This window comes from Actinomadura fibrosa, assembly GCF_900659615.1.
GTDB classification, from domain to species: domain Bacteria; phylum Actinomycetota; class Actinomycetes; order Streptosporangiales; family Streptosporangiaceae; genus Spirillospora; species Spirillospora fibrosa.
On record NZ_CAACUY010000071.1, the window covers coordinates 22,771 to 38,236 of the forward strand.

The window sequence follows — 15,466 nt, forward strand, 5'->3', positions numbered from 1 at the left end:
CGCCGCACGGACACCTCGGAGAAATCGTTGGCCAAGAACGTGACCCACGCCACCCCCGAACGGGGGTAAGGGGTGTGTTTATGGCAAAGCCCTCGGCGTCGGGCGCTAGAGCGCCCTCCTTCAACGGGCTTCGCGGCGATCGCTGGCATCGCTCCGGCTCGCCTGGCGGCTCACTCCGCGATCAAGTTCTCGCTCCGCTCGCACTTGGCTTCGCACGCGATCGCAGCGCCCCCGGGGCGGCTCACTTCGCGATCAGTGCCTCGCAAGCTCGGCACTGGCTCCGCCCGCGATCGCAGCGGACCCGGGGTGGCACCGGCTCGCCTGGCGGCTCGCTGCGCGATCAGTGCCTCGCGGCTCGGCACTGGCTTCGCACGCGATCGCAGCGGCCCTCGACGGCTGGCGTCTGCTGCTTCGTGGAGTTCGATCTCGGGGCTGGGGCGTGAACTTCAGTTGATCTTGGGGCGTCCCATCTGAGGGGCCGCCGAGTGATGGAGGAGATCCATGCGCTTTCGGGCCGTCCTTGCCGCGGCGGTGGTCGCCTTCGGCGCTGTCGCGGGTGTGGTGGTCGTCCGCAGCGGCGGGGGGAGCGGGGGCGGCGCGTCTCGGAGCGGGGGTGCGCGTGCCGCGGCCCCGTATCGCGAGATCTCCAACAGCCTGCCTTCCGGCGTGGTCTCCGCGGCGGTCAGGAAGCCCGCCGCACCCGGTGACTTCAACGGTGACGGCTACCGCGACATCGCCGGCGGCGGGTTCGACGGGACGCGCGGCGACACGGCTCTGGTCACCGTCGTCTACGGTGGCCCGGCGGGCGCCGACCCGGCCCGCCACCAGGTGGTGGCCCAGCCGGACGGTCCCCGCAACGTCCCGGGCTGGCAGGTCGAGTCGGCGGACTTCGACTCAGATGGTTACGCCGACCTGCTCAGTCACCGTGCCGGGACCACGACGACCATCGTCTACGGCGGACCGAGGGGTCTCACCCTGCGGACCGCCGCGCTGCCCGAGGCCACCGGGGACCTCGCCGTCGGTGACTTCGACAGCAACGGTGTCCCGGACGTGGCCTCCACCAAGGACTCCGAGGACGCCGGAGGCGTCTACGACACCCAGACCGCCGTCGTCGTCTACGCCAACCCTGGCGCCAGGCCCGGCAAGACGATCGTGTCCGGCCTGGTCCAGAGGGGGGACTACTCGGTGCAGCGGACCCTGCTGGCGGGCGACTTCACCGGTGACCACCGCACCGACCTGCTGGTGGGAACCAGGAACGAGCTCGACGGCGAACCCACCTCCTGGTTCGAACTGCGTCCCGGCACCAGCGCGGGACTTGGACCGGCCAGGCTGCTGCCCTACGGCCGGGCGGAGATCAACGCCGCGGATGCCGTGGCGGGCGACTTCGACGGTGACGGCCGCACCGACCTGGTGGCCAGAGCCGCCGGTGGCGGCACGCGGAAGGGCGGCCTCCAGGTCGTGTCGCTGACGGCCGGCGGACGGGGTTTCGGTAAGCCTCGCAGGTTCGATGACGCCGCGCTCGGCATGTCCGGCCGTGCCGGCGTGCTGCGAGCCGATGATGTGAATGCCGACGGCCGGGCCGACCTCATCGTCGGCTTTTACAACCCCTCTGATGTCGAGCCGGGGGTCGTCTCGATCCTGTTCGGGAGCAGGAGCGGCCTCACCGCCAAAGGTCGTCGCACGCTGCGCGAGGACTCCAAGGGCGTTCCCGGGACGGTCCGGCCGAGCGACCGGTTCGGCACCGAGCTGTCCCTCACCGACACCGACCGCGACGGCCGGATCGACCTGGTCGTCGGCGCGCCCGGTGAGGAGGGCGGCGAAGGCCACCTGTACATCTTCCCTGGCACCGCCGCAGGGCCGTCCATCAAGGGCATCAGGCACTTCGGTGCGGCGGCCTTGGGCATCGGCGGCAGGAAGACCGAGTTGGGTGGTCACCTGCTGCGCTGATGCGGGTCTTCCTGTTCAGGCTTCGGCCGATGGCCTGGTGACGAAGGTGGATTTCAGGAGTAGGGCCAGGTGGTGGCCCAGGTTTGCCGGGGTCCAGTGGCGGGTGGTCAGGAGGGTTTCGGTGACGCCGTTGGACGTCAGGGCCAGGAGCATGTCGGTGGCGGTCTCGACGGTCCAGCCGGGGGCCAGGACGCCTTCGTCGGACAGGCGGGTCATGAGGGCGCGGTTGGCCTCCTGGCGCCAGAAGGCGGCGGTCCGCCAGTGGCGGGCGGCGTCCGGGTCGGTGCCCGCTTCGCGTTCGACGGCCCGGGAGACCGCGAGGACGCGGGACGCGAACTCCGCGTGGCGGTGCGCGAAGGCATCCAGGGCGGTGACCGCGTCGGGGGCGTCGCCGACCGGGGCGAAGCGGCCCTCCAGGTCCTCGACCTCGTTGACGTAGCCGAACAGCTCGGTGATCAGGTCGGCGCGGGAGGAGAAGTGCAGGTAGACGGCCCGCCGGGAGACGCCGGCGCGTTCGGCCACGGCCGCCATCGTGGTGGCGGCCATGCCACGGTCCTCGATGAGCTCGCGTGCGGCCCGCAGGAGCGCCGTCCGGGAACGCCGGCTTCGCGCGTTCCTCGGCTCGTCGATCGACCTGCTCACTGCTCCATCGTCGCAGCGGCGTCCGGGGCTGGGACGTGACTCCGGTGGCAGGCGTTCGTTGTCGTCGGCGGCAATGGCCTTGATCGGCCAGGTTTGTGGTGCCATTGCGGGGGTGGGTGCTGGCTTTTTCGGGTGATCTTCGCTGTTGAAGCCCGGGTGTTCGGTAAACCCGGTGTTTCTCCGGGTTCGGGCCGAAACTGGCTTTCGGCCGTACTATGACCCGCGTGCCCCCTGCCCCATCGCGCCGAGCGTCCACGCGGAGATGGAGCACCCCGCGCTGGCTCTGGACGGCGATGGGGCTCACGGTGGGATTGGCGCTGGTGTTCTGGCTGGCCGCGACGAGCGTGCTCCTCGGCGGGCAGGACGCGGTCGGTTCGGTGGAGGACAAGGGCGCGCCCGCCTACATCAGCGCCCGGACGGCCCATGCGGCGCTGTCGGACGCCGACCGGGCGGCGTGGCGGAGCTTCCGGTCCGGTGCGGCGCAGCTGATCGGGCCGGGACAGGAGTTCCGGGACGATCTGACCACCGCGGCCGACAACCTCGCGCACATCGCCGAGCTCGACGCGGGCGGCGCCGCGGGGCGTGATCTGCTGCGGGCGGTGAACGCGCAGGTCGTCACCTATCAGGGATTGGTCGAGCAGGCGGACGCCGCCTATCGGGAAGGGCTGGAGCCGCTCGGTTTCGCCTATCTCACCTATGCGTCAGATCTTCTGCACGGCCAGGATGGGTTGTTAAAGGGTATTGATGAGATCGCGGAACGCGATCGGCGGTCGGTGCACGAGGAGCGCCATTCGGCGTGGTTCGGTGCCGCCGCCGTTTCGGTCACCGCGGCGATCGGCGTCGTGCTCTTGGCCGTGCTGGTCTACGTGCAGGTGTCGATGGCGCGGCGGTTCCGGCGGCTGGTCAATCCGCCGCTGCTCGCCGCGTCCGTGGTGCTGGCCGGGTTGCTGGTCTGGACGCTGGTCGTGTTCGCGCAGGTCGGCGACGCGCTGGCCGAGGCTCATGATCGCGAGCTGCCGGGGGTGGACCGGGTGCTCCAGTCGCAGATCGGCACGGCGGACGCGGGGTCGCGGGCGCTGCGGGTGAACCGTCCCGCGGACCAGGGCGGCGGGCTGGACGTCGTGGCGGTCGACGCGGCGCAGCGCCCCCTGGACGCGCGGCTGGCCGCCGCCGGGGACACCGAGGGGCTCATGGCCGGGCTGCCGCTGCTCACCCTCGCCGTCGCGGGGCTCGCGGCGGGCGGCGTCTGGCTCCGGCTGCGGGAGTTCTGGAGATGACCGTGCGCTTCCTCGCAGTGCTGTTGCTGCTCGTCGCGTCCGTCAGCGCCTGCGGCTCGGGGGACGAGAAGAGCGTCACCGTGCTGGCGTCGTGGACGGGGCCGGAGGCGGACGCGTTCCAGTCCGTCCTGGCGCAGTTCGAGAAGGACACCGGGATCGAGGTCGACTACACCGGGACCCGGGACGCGCGGGCGGTCCTCGCGAGCGAGTTGCACAACGGGCATCCGCCCGACACCGCCGTGCTCGCGAACCCGGGCGACCTGCGCAGCTACGCGGCGAGCGGGGCGCTGCGGCCCGTCGGCGGGGGCGCGGGGAGCGACCTGACGACCGCGACCGGTCCGGACGGGGCGCGCCACCCGTACGGCATCGTCGTCAAGGCGGCGGTGAAGAGCCTGATCTGGTACAACCAGGCGGCGATCGGTCCGGATCTGCGGGCCCGGCTGGCGGCGCAGACGGGTTGGGACGGTTTCGCGAAGGCCGCCGCCGAGATCGGTCCGAAGCCGTGGTGCCTGGGCTTCGCCGACACGTCCAACTCGGGCTGGCCGGGGACGGACTGGATCGAGGACCTGATCCTGCACGAGGCCGGGCCCGGGCCCTACGACGCGTGGGCGTCCGGGCGGCTGCCGTGGACGTCCGACGAGGTGCGGAGGGCGTGGCAGACGTTCGGGTCGGTGATCGCGGCGAGCGGGACGTCCGACATCCTGCTCACCGGCTACGGCCAGGCGGGGACGCCGATGGCGACCGACGCCCAGGGGTGCCGGCTCGACCACCAGGGGTCGTTCATCACGGCGTTCTACAGCCAGGCCGGGGGCAGCGGGTTCGACTTCCTGCCCTTCCCGGGGGGCCAGGCCGTCGAGATCGGCGGCGACATCCTCGGCATGTTCCGCGACACGCCGTCCGCGCGCAGGCTCGTCGCCTACCTGACGACGGCACGGGCGCAGCAGATCTGGATCAAGCGGCGGGGGTCCGGTGCCTTCTCGCTGAACCGGGACGTCCCGCCGGGCGCCTACCCGGACGCGGTGTCGCAGCGGATCGCGCAGGCCCTGACCAGCGCGAAGGTCGTGCGGTTCGACGCCTCGGACTCGATGCCCACGGTCATGGCGGCCGCGTTCAACCACGCCGTGCTGGAGTTCGTCGCCGATCCGGGACGGCTCGACAAGATCCTCACCGCGCTCGACAAGGTCCGCCGCACCACCACGTTCCCCTCCTGATCGCCGTTAGCCTCGGATGCCGGGTTTCTTCTGGAGGGGGCGAATATGGACGGTCCATCGAGGGTGGTCTTACGTCCGCTGGCACGGGACGATGAGGACGAGTTCCTCCGGCTCGTCGCGGCCAATACGGAGCTGCACCATCCGTGGGTGTCGCTGCCCGCCACGCCGGAGGCCTTCCGGGACTACGTCGCGCGTTACGAGAAGCCCGACGAGGAGTCGCTGCTGATCTGCCTGCGGGAGACCGGAGAGATCGTCGGCCTCGCCAACATCAGCAGCATCGTCCGGGGACGGTTCCAGAACGGCTCGCTGTCCTACGCGGCGTTCACCTCGGGACGGGGGTACATGACCGAGGGCGTCGGGCTGGTGCTGCGGTACGCGTTCGAGAAGCTGCGCCTGCACCGGATCGACGCGCAGATCCAGCCGGGGAACCGCGCGTCGCTGCGGCTCGTCGAGCGGCTCGGATTCCGCAAGGAGGGCTACTCGCCCGAGCTGCTGTACATCGACGGGGCGTGGCGCGACCACGAGCGGTGGGCCGTCACGGCCGGGATGCTCGGCGTGGAGGCGAAGCCGCACCCCACGCTGCCCGCGCACTGAGCGGGTGCGGGCCCGGCCGGGCCCGCACCCCGTTCCTCAGCGGCCCTGGAGGGAGCGGACGTTGTCGCCGAACGTCCAGCCCTTCGAGCCGTCCCAGTTGATGGACCAGGTCATCAGGCCCTTCAGCGCGCCGTTGAAGGTGTTCCACGCCTGGGCGACGAGGCCCGGCGCCATGTAGCCGCCGCCCGCGCCGGGCTGCGCGGGCAGGCCCGGGACCTGCTTGTCGTAGGGCACCTTGATCGTGGTGCCCTGGACGACGAGGCCCTTGTTCAGGCAGTCGGTCTGCGCGACGAACCCCTGGACGGTCCCGGCGCTGTAGGAGTCGCCGGAGCAGCCGTACATGCTGCCGTTGTAGTACTGCATGTTCAGCCACCACAGCCGGCCGTTGTCGGCGTACTTCTTGATGATCGGCAGGTAGGCGCCCCAGATCGACCCGTAGGTGACGCTGCCGCCGGTGACGTACGCCGTCTCGGGGGCCATCGTCAGCCCGAACCCGGACGGCATCGCCGCGAGGACCCCGTCGATGATCCGGACGAGGTTCGCCTGGGACGCCGAGAGCTGGTTGATGTTGCCGCTGCCCGACAGGCCCGTCTCGATGTCGATGTCGATCCCGTCGAAGTTGTACTTCTTCAGGATGGGCACCACCGTGGCGACGAACCGGTCGGCGACGGCGCTGGAGCTGAGGTCGATCCCGGCGGTCGCGCCGCCGATCGACAGCAGGATGGTGGCGCCGGCGGCCTTGGCCGCGCACATCTGGGCGGGGGTGGCGACCTTCACGGTCGCGTCCATCCCGTCCTCCCACAGGACGGTGCCGTCCGAGCGGATGACGGGGAACGCCGCGTTGATCACGTTGTAGCCGTGCTGCTTGATCTGCGCGTTGTCGATGGGCGTCCAGCCGAACGGCGGGTGGACGCCGTTGCTGGAGCCGTCCCAGTTCTCCCAGTAGCCCTGGAGGACCTTGCCCGCGGGACGCGGCTTCAGCGCGCACGTCTCACCGGTCGGCGGCGTGGTCGTCGGAGGTGTCGTCGTCGGTGTGGTGGGCGGCGTGGTCGTCGGTGTGGTCGGCGGGGTCGAGCCGTCGCAGGTGCCGAGGTCGCGCCACAGGGTCGGGGTGGACGCGGGGTTCCAGCCGGCGCCGGGGTAGGCGGTGTGGGCGACGATCGCCTCGTAGCCCTTGCCGTTGTAGGTGACCTTGGCGCCGACGGCGTAGGTCGTCCCCTCGGCCCAGGCGGGGAAGGCGCAGGCGATCGCCGAGGCGGGCGGCGCGGACGAGGCGGGGGCGGACAGCGCGACCAGGGCGCCGAGCGACAGGATCAGCGCCGCGGCGGCGGAGGCCAGCGCGGCGAGGGCCGCGGGCCAGCGCCCGTTCGAGTGCTTCACGGGGGTCGACTCCTCGTTGACGGGGGAACGGAGGAGCCGGCGCAGTGCCCAACGGTCCCGCGGACGGGACCCTCCCAGGCGCAGAGCGATACGGCCGGCGTGGACGCCAGTGCCAGGGTAACCGCGAAGGCCGGGCCCGGGAAGGGGCGTCAGGGCGCCAGGGTCGCGACGATCTCGGCGGCCGGCGCGTCGGTGGCGTGGCGGAACGACTCGCCCGCCCAGAGGTTGACGGTGTCCGCGTCGTTCTGGGCGGCGGCCGCCTTGCGCAGGGGCGAGGTGACGTAGTGGACGTCCGGGTAGGCGGCGGGCGCGTGCGGCGAGTACTCAGTGAGGAAGCGGTTGACCAGGCCGCGCGCGGGCCGTCCGCTGAAGGCCCTGGTCAGGGCGGTCCGCGTGAAGCGGGGGTCGGCCAGGGCGGCCTTGTGGACGGGCGTCGCGCCGCTTTCGGGACAGCGGAGGAAGGCTGTGCCGAGCTGCGCGGCGACGGCGCCCAGGGCGAGGACCTCGGCGACGTCCGAGGCCGTTCCGAGGCCGCCGGTGGCGATCAGGGGCTGGGACGTGACGGCGCGGACCTGCGGGAGCAGGTCGCGGAGCGGCAGCGCGCCGTCGAAGGTGTTGGTGAACGAGCCGCGATGCGCGCCGGCTTCGGTGCCCTGGACGCACAGCGCGTCGGCGGCGGCGGACGCGCGGGCCTCGTCCGCGGTGGTGACGGTCACGACCACGGTGGTGCCGCGCGCCTGGAACGCCCGGATCACCTCGGGCGCGGGGCAGCCGAAGGTGAAGCTGACGAGCGCGGGCGGGTCGTCCAGGAGGTCGGCGATCTTCGCGTCGTAGTCGTCGTCGCGGGCGGTGGGGAGGCCGAGGGACGCGCCTAGGCGGTCGGCCTCGGGGGCGAGCCGGTCGCGGTAGGCGGTGACGTCCGCCGCGTCGATGTCGTCCAGGGACGGCATGAAGACGTTCACGCCGAACGGGCGGGACGTCAGCGCGCGCGTGGCGGTGATCTCGGCGCGCATCGCGGCGGCGGTCTTGTACCCGGCGGCGAGGAAGCCCAGCCCGCCCGCCTCGGACACGGCGGCGGCGAGCGCGGGCGTGGACGCGCCGCCCGCCATGGGCGCCTGGACGATCGGGAGCCCGCTCCATCCGGCCGGTGTCCCGGCGGTTCGGTCGTGGCTGCTCACCCGGGCAAGATAGCCCGCGGGACTCCGGGCGCCGCGCCCGGGCCCGCCGATCGAGGACGGCGCCGAGGGAAAGGACTCTGGATGCGGGTGCTCCTGCACTACGACATGGACCACGCGGAACCCGATCTGGACATCGTGAGCTGTTCGGAGCAGGACGACGCGCGGCTCGCCGAGCTGCTGCCGGACACCGAGGTCGTCTGGCACGTGCTGCGTCCGCTGACGGCCGCCGACATGGACCGGGCGCCGAAGCTGCGGCTGATCCAGAAGCTCGGCACCGGGGTCAACACGATCGACCTGGACGCCGCGGCCGAGCGCGGGATCGCGGTGGCGAACATGCCGGGCCGCAACGCGCAGGCGGTGGCGGAGACGAGCCTGCTGCTGATCCTCGCCGCGCTGCGCAGGCTGGTGACGTTCGACGCGCGGACGCGCGGCGGCGCGGGATGGCCCGCCGACCGGGCGCTGGTGGGCGGCGAGCTGCGCGGCCGGACGGTCGGGCTGCTCGGCGGCGGGGAGATCGCGGGGCTGCTGCGCGGGATGCTGGAGGCGGTCGGCGCGACCGTCGTCTACACCTCCCGGCGGCGCCGCGACGGCGATCCCGCGTGGCTGGAGCTGGACGATCTGCTGCGGGCCAGCGACGTGGTGTCCGTGCACGTCCCGCTGACGGAGGAGACGCACCATCTGCTGGACGCCGGGCGGCTGGCGCTGCTGCCGGAGGGCGCGATCGTGGTGAACACGGCGCGCGGCGCGGTGATCGACGAGGCGGCGCTGGTGGCGGCGCTGGAGTCCGGGCGTCTCGGCGGCGCGGGGCTGGACGTGTTCGAGGAGGAGCCGGTGGATCCGGGCAACCCGCTGCTCGCGCGGGACGACGTCGTGGTGATGCCGCACGTCGCGTGGCTGACCCGGGAGACGTGGGACCGGTACTTCGCGGTCGCGGCGGAGAACTGCCGCCGTCTGGCGCGGGGCGACGACCTGCTCCACCGCGTCCGCTGATCGACCTCAGTTCGGCAGCAGGACGGGCTTGACGACCCTGCCGGACGCCGCGTCCGCCTCGGCCTGGTTGATCTGGTCGAGCGGGTAGGTCTGGATCAGCCGGTCGAACGGGAACCGGCCCTGCCGCCACAGCTCGATCATCCTCGGGATGAACGTGTGCGGGACGGCGTCGCCCTCGATGATGCCTTTGACGGTCCGTCCCATGAGCAGGAGGTTCGCGTCGAGCCGGTACTCCTTTGCGCCGACGCCGACGAGGCCGCAGACGCCGGTCGTGCGCAGGCAGGCGACGGCGGTGGACACGACCTCGGGGACGGCGGTCGTGTCGAACGAGTACTGGACGCCCTCCCCGCCGGAGATCGCCCGGATCTGTCCCGCGATGTCGTCGTCCGCGCCGTTGAGGACATGGGTGGCGCCGAGCTCGCGGGCCAGGTCGAGCCGCGACGCGTGCAGGTCGACGGCGATGATCTGGGTGGCGCCGGCGACGCGGGCGGCCATCACCGCGGCGAGCCCGACGGCGCCCGCGCCGAAGACCGCGATGCCGTCGCCGGCGCGGACGCCGAGCGAGATCAGCACGGACGCCGCGCCGGTCTGCACGCCGCAGCCGAGCGGGCCGAGCAGCTCCAGCGGCACGTCCGGGCGGACGGGGACGACGTTGCGCGGCGTGCCGAGCGCGTAGGTCGCGAACGACGACTGCCCGAACCACCGGTTGTGGACGGCCTCGCCGTCCGCGGCGGTGACGCGGGGCGTGCCGTCCAGGGGCGCGGCGACCATGTTGAGCGCCGCCATCCGCGGGCAGTTGCCGGGCAGCGCGGCGCGGCAGTTGTCGCAGGTCCCGCAGGAGTCGAACGACATGACGACGTGGTCGCCGGGGCTCAGGCCGGGAACGCCGGGGCCGACGGCCTCGACGGTGCCGGAGCCCTCGTGGCCGAGGATCACCGGCTTCGGGACGAGGTCGCCGGGCACGCGCCCGACCAGGTCGGTGTGGCACATCCCCACCCCGGCGATCCTGACGACGACCTCGCCCGGTCCCGGGTCCCTGAGGTCGAGCGTCTCGATCGTGTAGGGCGCGTCGGCGGCGCGCAGTACCGCGGCGTCGATCCGCATCTTCGCTCCTTCACGCCAGGGAGTAGCGGACGGGCAGGCTCTTCAGGCCGCCGACGAACGTCGTCGCGATGTTCTCCGGCGTCCCGGCCGGCTCGATCGAGCGGAGGCGGGGCAGCAGCTCCTCGAAGAACGCGGCGACCTCGATGCGGGCCAGCGCGGCGCCGAGGCAGTAGTGCACGCCGAACCCGAACGCCAGGTGCTTGTTCGGGTCGCGTCCGACGTCGAAGCGGAACGGGTCGTCGAAGACGTCCTCGTCCCGGTTCGCGGACGGGTAGGACAGCAGCACCGACTCGCCCTCGCGGATCGTCGTGCCGCGCAGCTCGTAGTCGCGCGTCGCGGTCCGCATGAACTCCTTGACCGGTGTCACCCAGCGGATCATTTCGTCCACGGCGAGGGGCATCAGCGCGGGGTCGGCACGGAGCCGGTCGAGCTGGTCCGGGTGCTCGATCAGCGCCTGGAGGCCGCCCGCGATCGTCGCGCTGGTGGTGTCGTGCCCGGCGGTCGCGACGATGACGTAGTAGGACGCGGTGTCGAAGTCGTTGAGCGGCTTCCCGTCGACCTCCGCGTTGGCGATGGCGGACGCGAGGTCGTCGGTCGGGTGCGCGCGGCGCGCCTCGGTGAGGTCCTTGAAGTAGGCGAAGAAGTCCATCAGGACCTCCAGCTTCTCCTCGTTGGACGCGCCGCGCTGAAGCTCGTCGTCGTCCCCGCCGAACAGCTCCTGCGTGAGCTTGAGCATCCGGTCGAAGTCGCTCTCCGGCAGCCCGAGCAGCGACAGGATCACGTACAGCGGGAAGTGCGCCGCGACCTGCCGGGCGAAGTCGCACTCGCCGCCGAACCCGACCATCCGGTCGACGTAGCGGCGGGCGAGCTCCCGCACCCGCGGTTCGAGGGCCCGCATCGCCCGCGGCCGGAACCAGTCGGCGCCGATCGCCCGGACCACGCGGTGGTCGGGGTCGTCCATGTGGACGAGGGTGCGCAGCGCGATGCCCTGCTCCGCGCGCGTCCGGTTCAGCTCGTCCATCTCCGCGGTCGCGAGGAGGGGGCGCGGAGCGTTGAGGAACAGGGTGTGCTCGCGCTCGATCTCCAGGACGTCGGCGTGCTTGGTGACCGCCCAGAACGGGTTGTAGCCCGGCCCCTCGACGCGGTGCACGGGCGACTCGCGGCGCAGCAGCGCGCACGCCTCGTGCAGGCGCCGGTCGTCGGCGTAGGCCTTCGGGTCGGCGAGCGCCAGGCCCGCCTCGTCCACGGTCAGGGTCATGCGGGCTCCTCGGTCGCGGTGGCCGTTCGCCAGAAGGAACGGTAAGAGCCCGCTTACGTCGGGTCAAACTCCCCGATGTCGCCGAACGTCCCGTGTCGCCCGCGCCCCTCGGCGAACCGCCTCGCGCCCGCGAGCGCCTCCTCCAGGGAGCCGATCCCGTGCCGGTACTCGGCGGCGAGCGCCGCCTCCTCGCTCCGGCCCTCGCCGTCCAGCACCGCCATCCGGTCGTTGCGCAGGCAGACCTGCGGGAACCGGGCGATCTCCGCGGCCAGCTCCTCGGCGGCCTCCCGCGACGTCCCCGCCGGGACGAGCCGGTTCGCGAGCCCGATGTCGAGGGCCTCCCGGGCACCGACGGGCCGTCCGGTGAGGATCAGGTCGAGGGCGCGGGACGTCCCGATCAGCCGCGGCAGCCGGGACGTCCCGCCGTCCACGAGCGGGACGCCCCAGCGCCGGCAGAAGATCCCGAACGTCGCGTCCTCCTCCACGACCCGCAGGTCGCACCAGAGCGCCAGCTCCATGCCGCCCGCCACCGCGTACCCGGCGACCGCCGCGATCACCGGCTTGGACAGCCGCATCCGGGTGCAGCCGAGCGGCCCGTCGGCGGGCGGCGGATCGACCCGCGGGCTCCGGTCGGTGCCGATCGAGCCGAGATCGGCGCCCGCGCAGAACGTCCCGCCCTCGCCCCACAGCACCGCGACGCTCGCCGAGTCGTCCGCGTCGAACGCGCGGAACGCCGCGGCCAGCTCCGCCGCCATCGGCCCGTCCACCGCGTTCCGGACCTCCGGCCGCGACATGATCACAGTGGTGACGGGGCCGCGGCGTTCCGTCCGCACGGTCATGCTCGTCCTCCTCCCGGGCTCAGCCGGAGAACGCGCCGCCGGCCAGCTCCTCGAAGCGCTCCAGGTCCTCCGCCGGGGCGTCGATCGCGTGCAGCGGGCCGCCGCCCTCCAACCGGGACCGAGCGTAGAGCCGGGCGACCAGCGCCTTGCGGCCGGCACCCGACTCGGACCGCTCCCACCCGGCATGCTCCAGCAGCAACGCCGCCGCGTACACGTCCGCCATGAACTGCGCCAGCGGGAACAGGCGCGCCTCGGCCGTCGCCCGGTCCAGGCCGCGCCACCGCTCGATCGCCTTGCGCAGGTCCTCGACGCGCTCCCGGACGAGCCCGGCCGTCGCGTCGTCGCCGCCCGGCGCCGCCTCCACGGCCGCGGCGAGCCGGTCGAGGAAAGGCTCGTGCGCGTCCTGCCGCTCGATCGCGCGCCGCACGTCCAGGCACAGGACGTTGTCGCCGCCCTCCCAGATCGGGTTGACCTGCGCGTCCCGCAGGATCCGCGCCACCGGCCACTGCTCGATGTAGCCGTTCCCGCCGTGGATCTCGATCGCGTCGCTCGCCGCCGTGACGCCGAGCCGCGCGGCCCGCAGCTTCACCAGCGCCGCGCCGATCCGCAGCCGCGGCCGCCCGAGGTAGCCGTCGAACACGAGCGCCTGGACGGCCTCGGTGTCCACGATCATCTCGGCGAGCTTGCGGCGCATCAGCGGCTGCCCGTCCAGCGGCGCGCCGAACGCCTCCCGCGCCCGCGCGTAGCAGAGCGACTCCACCAGCGACCGGCGCGCGCAGCCGAGGCCCATCATCGCGATGCCGAGCCGCGCGCCGTTCGTCAGCTCCATCATCCGCGCGAGCCCCCGGCCGTCGCCGCCCGCGCCCGCGCTGGACGCCGGGGCCAGCAGGAACGCCTCCGCGTCGGTGAACTCGATCTCCGCCGACGCGACCGACCGGGTGCCGAGCTTGTCCTTGAGCCGCCGGATCCGGACGCCGTTGCGCGTCCCGTCCCGCCGCTCCCGCAGGACGAGGAACGGGGCGATGCCGCGGACGCCGTCCACCGCCCCCTCCGGCTTGGCCAGCACCACGTACGCCGACCCGTTCGCGTTGGACGCGAACCACTTGAAGCCGTTGAGCCGCCACGCGTCCCCGTCCGGCGACGCGGTCGACTCCAGCGCCCCGAGGTCGGAGCCGCCGGACCGCTCGGTGAGCATCTGCGCGGCCTCGCCGGAGAACTCCCCGGCCGCGAACAGCTCCCGGACCCGCGCCTTCACCTCGTCCGGCGCGAACGCCTCGGTCAGGCCGACGACCATGTCGCCGCCCGTCCCGAGGGCGCAGGCCATCCCGATGTCGGCCTGGTCGAGCAGGTAGCTCCAGGCGACGCCGAGCGGCGCCGGGTCCACCCCGGCCCGCCGCGCCTCCGCGACGAACTCCGGCCGGGTGAACGACGTCGCCACGAGGTCCGCGCGGGCCGCCTCGAACGAGGGCGGCATGACGACCTCGCTGACGTCCCGCCCCCACCGGTCGTACTTCTCCAGCCGCGGCGGGTTCCGGTCGGTCTCCTCGGCGCGTTCCGCGATGGGGCCGCCCATCAGCGCGCCCAGCTCGCGGAGCCGCGGCTCGGCCCAGCCGAACCCGTCCCCGAGGTGGCGCCGCATCAGGAACTTCAGCGTCGGGTCGCAGTCGTACCAGTTGCGTCCCACCGCTCCCTGGTAGCGCTCGGTCGCGTACCGGCGGGCCTTGTCCGCGCCGCCGAACGGGAGCCGGTCGAACGGCTCGATGAGGTAGGAGGACATGCCCGAACATTACACTTTCCGCTCACCCGACGAAAGTGTGTAATTCCCTCGCCGAACCCGCCCCGCCGGGGATCCCGCAGCGGGTAAGGTCCCGAGCAGTCATGACCTCGCACACCCTGGAGCTCCGCCCGCTGACCGCCCGGTCGGTGGTGCTGAGCACGCTGCTGGGCGTCCACCCTCCCCGCCTCCCCGCCCGCTACCTCGTCCGCGTCGGCGAGCTGTTCGGCATCGCCGAGGGCACGATCCGGGTGGCGCTGTCCCGCATGGTGGCCTCCGGCGACCTCGTCCAGATCGACGGCATGTACGCCCTCACCGAGCGGCTGCTCGCCCGCCAGGCCCGCCAGGACGAGAGCCGCCTGCCCCCCACCCGCCCCTGGGACGGCGCCTGGGAGATCGCCGTCATCACCGCCGAGCGCCGTCCCGCGGCCGACCGCGCCGCCCTCCGCCAGGCGATGTCCGCGCTGCGCCTCGCCGAGCTGCGCGAGGGCACCTGGCTGCGGCCCGCCAACCTCACCCGCCCCCGGCCGGACCCGGTCGTCCGCCAGTGCACGTTCCTCACCGGCCGTCCCGAGGGCGACCCCGCCGCGCTCGCCGCGTCCCTCTGGGACCTCGACGGCTGGACGGCCTCGGCCCGCGCCCTGCGCGCCGCCCTCGACGAGGCCGCCACGATCGCCGAGCGGTTCACGCTGTCCGCGGCCGTCCTGCGCCACCTGCTGAACGACCCGCTCCTGCCACCCGAACTCCTCCCGCCCGACTGGCCCGGCCCCGACCTGCGCGCCCGCTACGAAAGCTTCGAAACCGACTTCGAACACCTACTAACCGAACACGTCCTACCCTGACCACCGGCTCCCCGGCGCGGGCCGCCGCCGGGCTCAGGCGTCCGCGGCGCCGGGCGGATCCTTGACCGTGGCGGGCGGCAGCAGGGCGAGCACCTCCTCGACCGCCGCCGGGCCGCCGAGGGCGAGCACGGCGCGCTCGACCCCCTCGGGATCGAGGACGAGACCCTCGTGCAGGACGACCGTCACCCGCCCGAGCAGCGACTCCGCGTCGGCGGGGGCGTGCTGGCGGGAGTGCAGCGCGTCCAGCAACGGGTGGACGGTCTCGCCCGGCACGGCCTCCTTGAGCAGGATGTAGGCGAGGACGGCGGTAGCCCGCCCGCGCGCGGAGTCCGCCGCGCGGTAGTGCTCGTACGCCTCGCGCGCCAGCGCGACCGCCCGCGCGCCGTCCCGCGCGCGGGCCAGCGCGTGCGCGTTGACCGCCAGCGCGGCG

At 73.2% G+C, this 15,466-nt stretch carries 13 protein-coding genes and 1 pseudogene; 6 read left to right on the forward strand and 8 right to left on the reverse strand.

Annotation, left to right across the window (positions count from 1 at the left end; all coding sequences use genetic code 11):
• Positions 1 to 501: 501 nt before the first annotated feature.
• Positions 502 to 1,947, forward strand: a complete 1,446-nt coding sequence (locus E1300_RS23475) for an FG-GAP repeat domain-containing protein (protein ID WP_131759213.1) — start codon at positions 502 to 504, stop codon at positions 1,945 to 1,947.
• Positions 1,948 to 1,962: 15 nt separating this feature from the next.
• Here E1300_RS23475 and E1300_RS23480 read toward each other — a convergent pair whose 3' ends face one another.
• Positions 1,963 to 2,589, reverse strand: coding sequence for a TetR/AcrR family transcriptional regulator (locus E1300_RS23480; RefSeq protein ID WP_165502955.1), 627 nt, complete (start codon positions 2,587 to 2,589; stop codon positions 1,963 to 1,965).
• Positions 2,590 to 2,894: 305 nt separating this feature from the next.
• On the opposite strand from E1300_RS23480, the gene E1300_RS23490 reads away from it, so the two are divergent.
• The 3 genes from E1300_RS23490 (at position 2,895) to E1300_RS23500 (ending at position 5,671) form a co-directional block, all read left to right on the forward strand.
• A complete protein-coding gene (locus E1300_RS23490) occupies positions 2,895 to 3,866 on the forward strand; it encodes a GlnX family signal transduction membrane protein (RefSeq protein WP_165502956.1) in 972 nt (323 codons plus the stop codon).
• A complete protein-coding gene (locus tag E1300_RS23495) occupies positions 3,863 to 5,077 on the forward strand; it encodes an ABC transporter substrate-binding protein (RefSeq protein WP_131759217.1) in 1,215 nt (404 codons plus the stop codon). The genes E1300_RS23490 and E1300_RS23495 overlap by 4 nt, the downstream gene beginning before the upstream one ends.
• 63 nt (positions 5,078 to 5,140) lie before the next feature.
• The gene (locus E1300_RS23500) at positions 5,141 to 5,671 is read left to right on the forward strand and encodes a GNAT family N-acetyltransferase (RefSeq protein WP_242619352.1); all 531 of its coding nucleotides are present in this window, start codon (positions 5,141 to 5,143) and stop codon (positions 5,669 to 5,671) included.
• A gap of 36 nt (positions 5,672 to 5,707) precedes the next feature.
• Here E1300_RS23500 and E1300_RS23505 read toward each other — a convergent pair whose 3' ends face one another.
• Entirely contained in the window at positions 5,708 to 7,051 is a 1,344-nt protein-coding gene (locus tag E1300_RS23505; RefSeq protein WP_242619353.1) for a carbohydrate-binding protein, read from the reverse strand.
• A 149-nt stretch (positions 7,052 to 7,200) separates the two neighbouring features.
• The gene (locus E1300_RS23510) at positions 7,201 to 8,229 is read right to left on the reverse strand and encodes a nitronate monooxygenase (protein ID WP_278045378.1); all 1,029 of its coding nucleotides are present in this window, start codon (positions 8,227 to 8,229) and stop codon (positions 7,201 to 7,203) included.
• 81 nt (positions 8,230 to 8,310) lie between these two features.
• Between E1300_RS23510 and E1300_RS23515 the strand changes: the two genes are divergently transcribed.
• On the forward strand, positions 8,311 to 9,219 hold the full coding sequence (locus E1300_RS23515) for an NAD(P)-dependent oxidoreductase (RefSeq protein WP_131759219.1): 909 nt from the start codon (positions 8,311 to 8,313) through the stop codon (positions 9,217 to 9,219).
• Positions 9,220 to 9,225: 6 nt separating this feature from the next.
• On the opposite strand, the gene E1300_RS23520 is transcribed toward E1300_RS23515, so the two are convergent.
• From E1300_RS23520 to E1300_RS23535, 4 genes are read right to left on the reverse strand one after another with little or no spacing between them, the layout of a single operon-like run.
• Positions 9,226 to 10,323: an NAD(P)-dependent alcohol dehydrogenase gene (locus E1300_RS23520; protein WP_131759220.1), complete on the reverse strand. Its 1,098-nt coding sequence runs from the start codon at positions 10,321 to 10,323 to the stop codon at positions 9,226 to 9,228.
• Positions 10,324 to 10,333: 10 nt separating this feature from the next.
• Positions 10,334 to 11,581: a cytochrome P450 gene (locus E1300_RS23525; RefSeq protein WP_131759221.1), complete on the reverse strand. Its 1,248-nt coding sequence runs from the start codon at positions 11,579 to 11,581 to the stop codon at positions 10,334 to 10,336.
• A gap of 53 nt (positions 11,582 to 11,634) precedes the next feature.
• Complete coding sequence (locus E1300_RS23530) at positions 11,635 to 12,420, reverse strand: crotonase/enoyl-CoA hydratase family protein (protein WP_131759222.1); 786 nt, start codon at positions 12,418 to 12,420, stop codon at positions 11,635 to 11,637.
• 19 nt (positions 12,421 to 12,439) lie between these two features.
• Positions 12,440 to 14,197 carry an acyl-CoA dehydrogenase family protein gene (locus E1300_RS23535; RefSeq protein ID WP_131759223.1) on the reverse strand — a complete coding sequence of 586 codons (1,758 nt, stop codon included), beginning with the start codon at positions 14,195 to 14,197 and terminating at the stop codon, positions 12,440 to 12,442.
• Between the two features lie 101 nt (positions 14,198 to 14,298).
• On the opposite strand from E1300_RS23535, the gene E1300_RS23540 reads away from it, so the two are divergent.
• On the forward strand, positions 14,299 to 15,036 hold the full coding sequence (locus E1300_RS23540) for a PaaX family transcriptional regulator C-terminal domain-containing protein (protein WP_131759224.1): 738 nt from the start codon (positions 14,299 to 14,301) through the stop codon (positions 15,034 to 15,036).
• A 33-nt stretch (positions 15,037 to 15,069) separates the two neighbouring features.
• Here E1300_RS23540 and E1300_RS50245 read toward each other — a convergent pair.
• A pseudogene (locus tag E1300_RS50245) lies at positions 15,070 to 15,466 on the reverse strand (hypothetical protein); the annotation flags it as partial.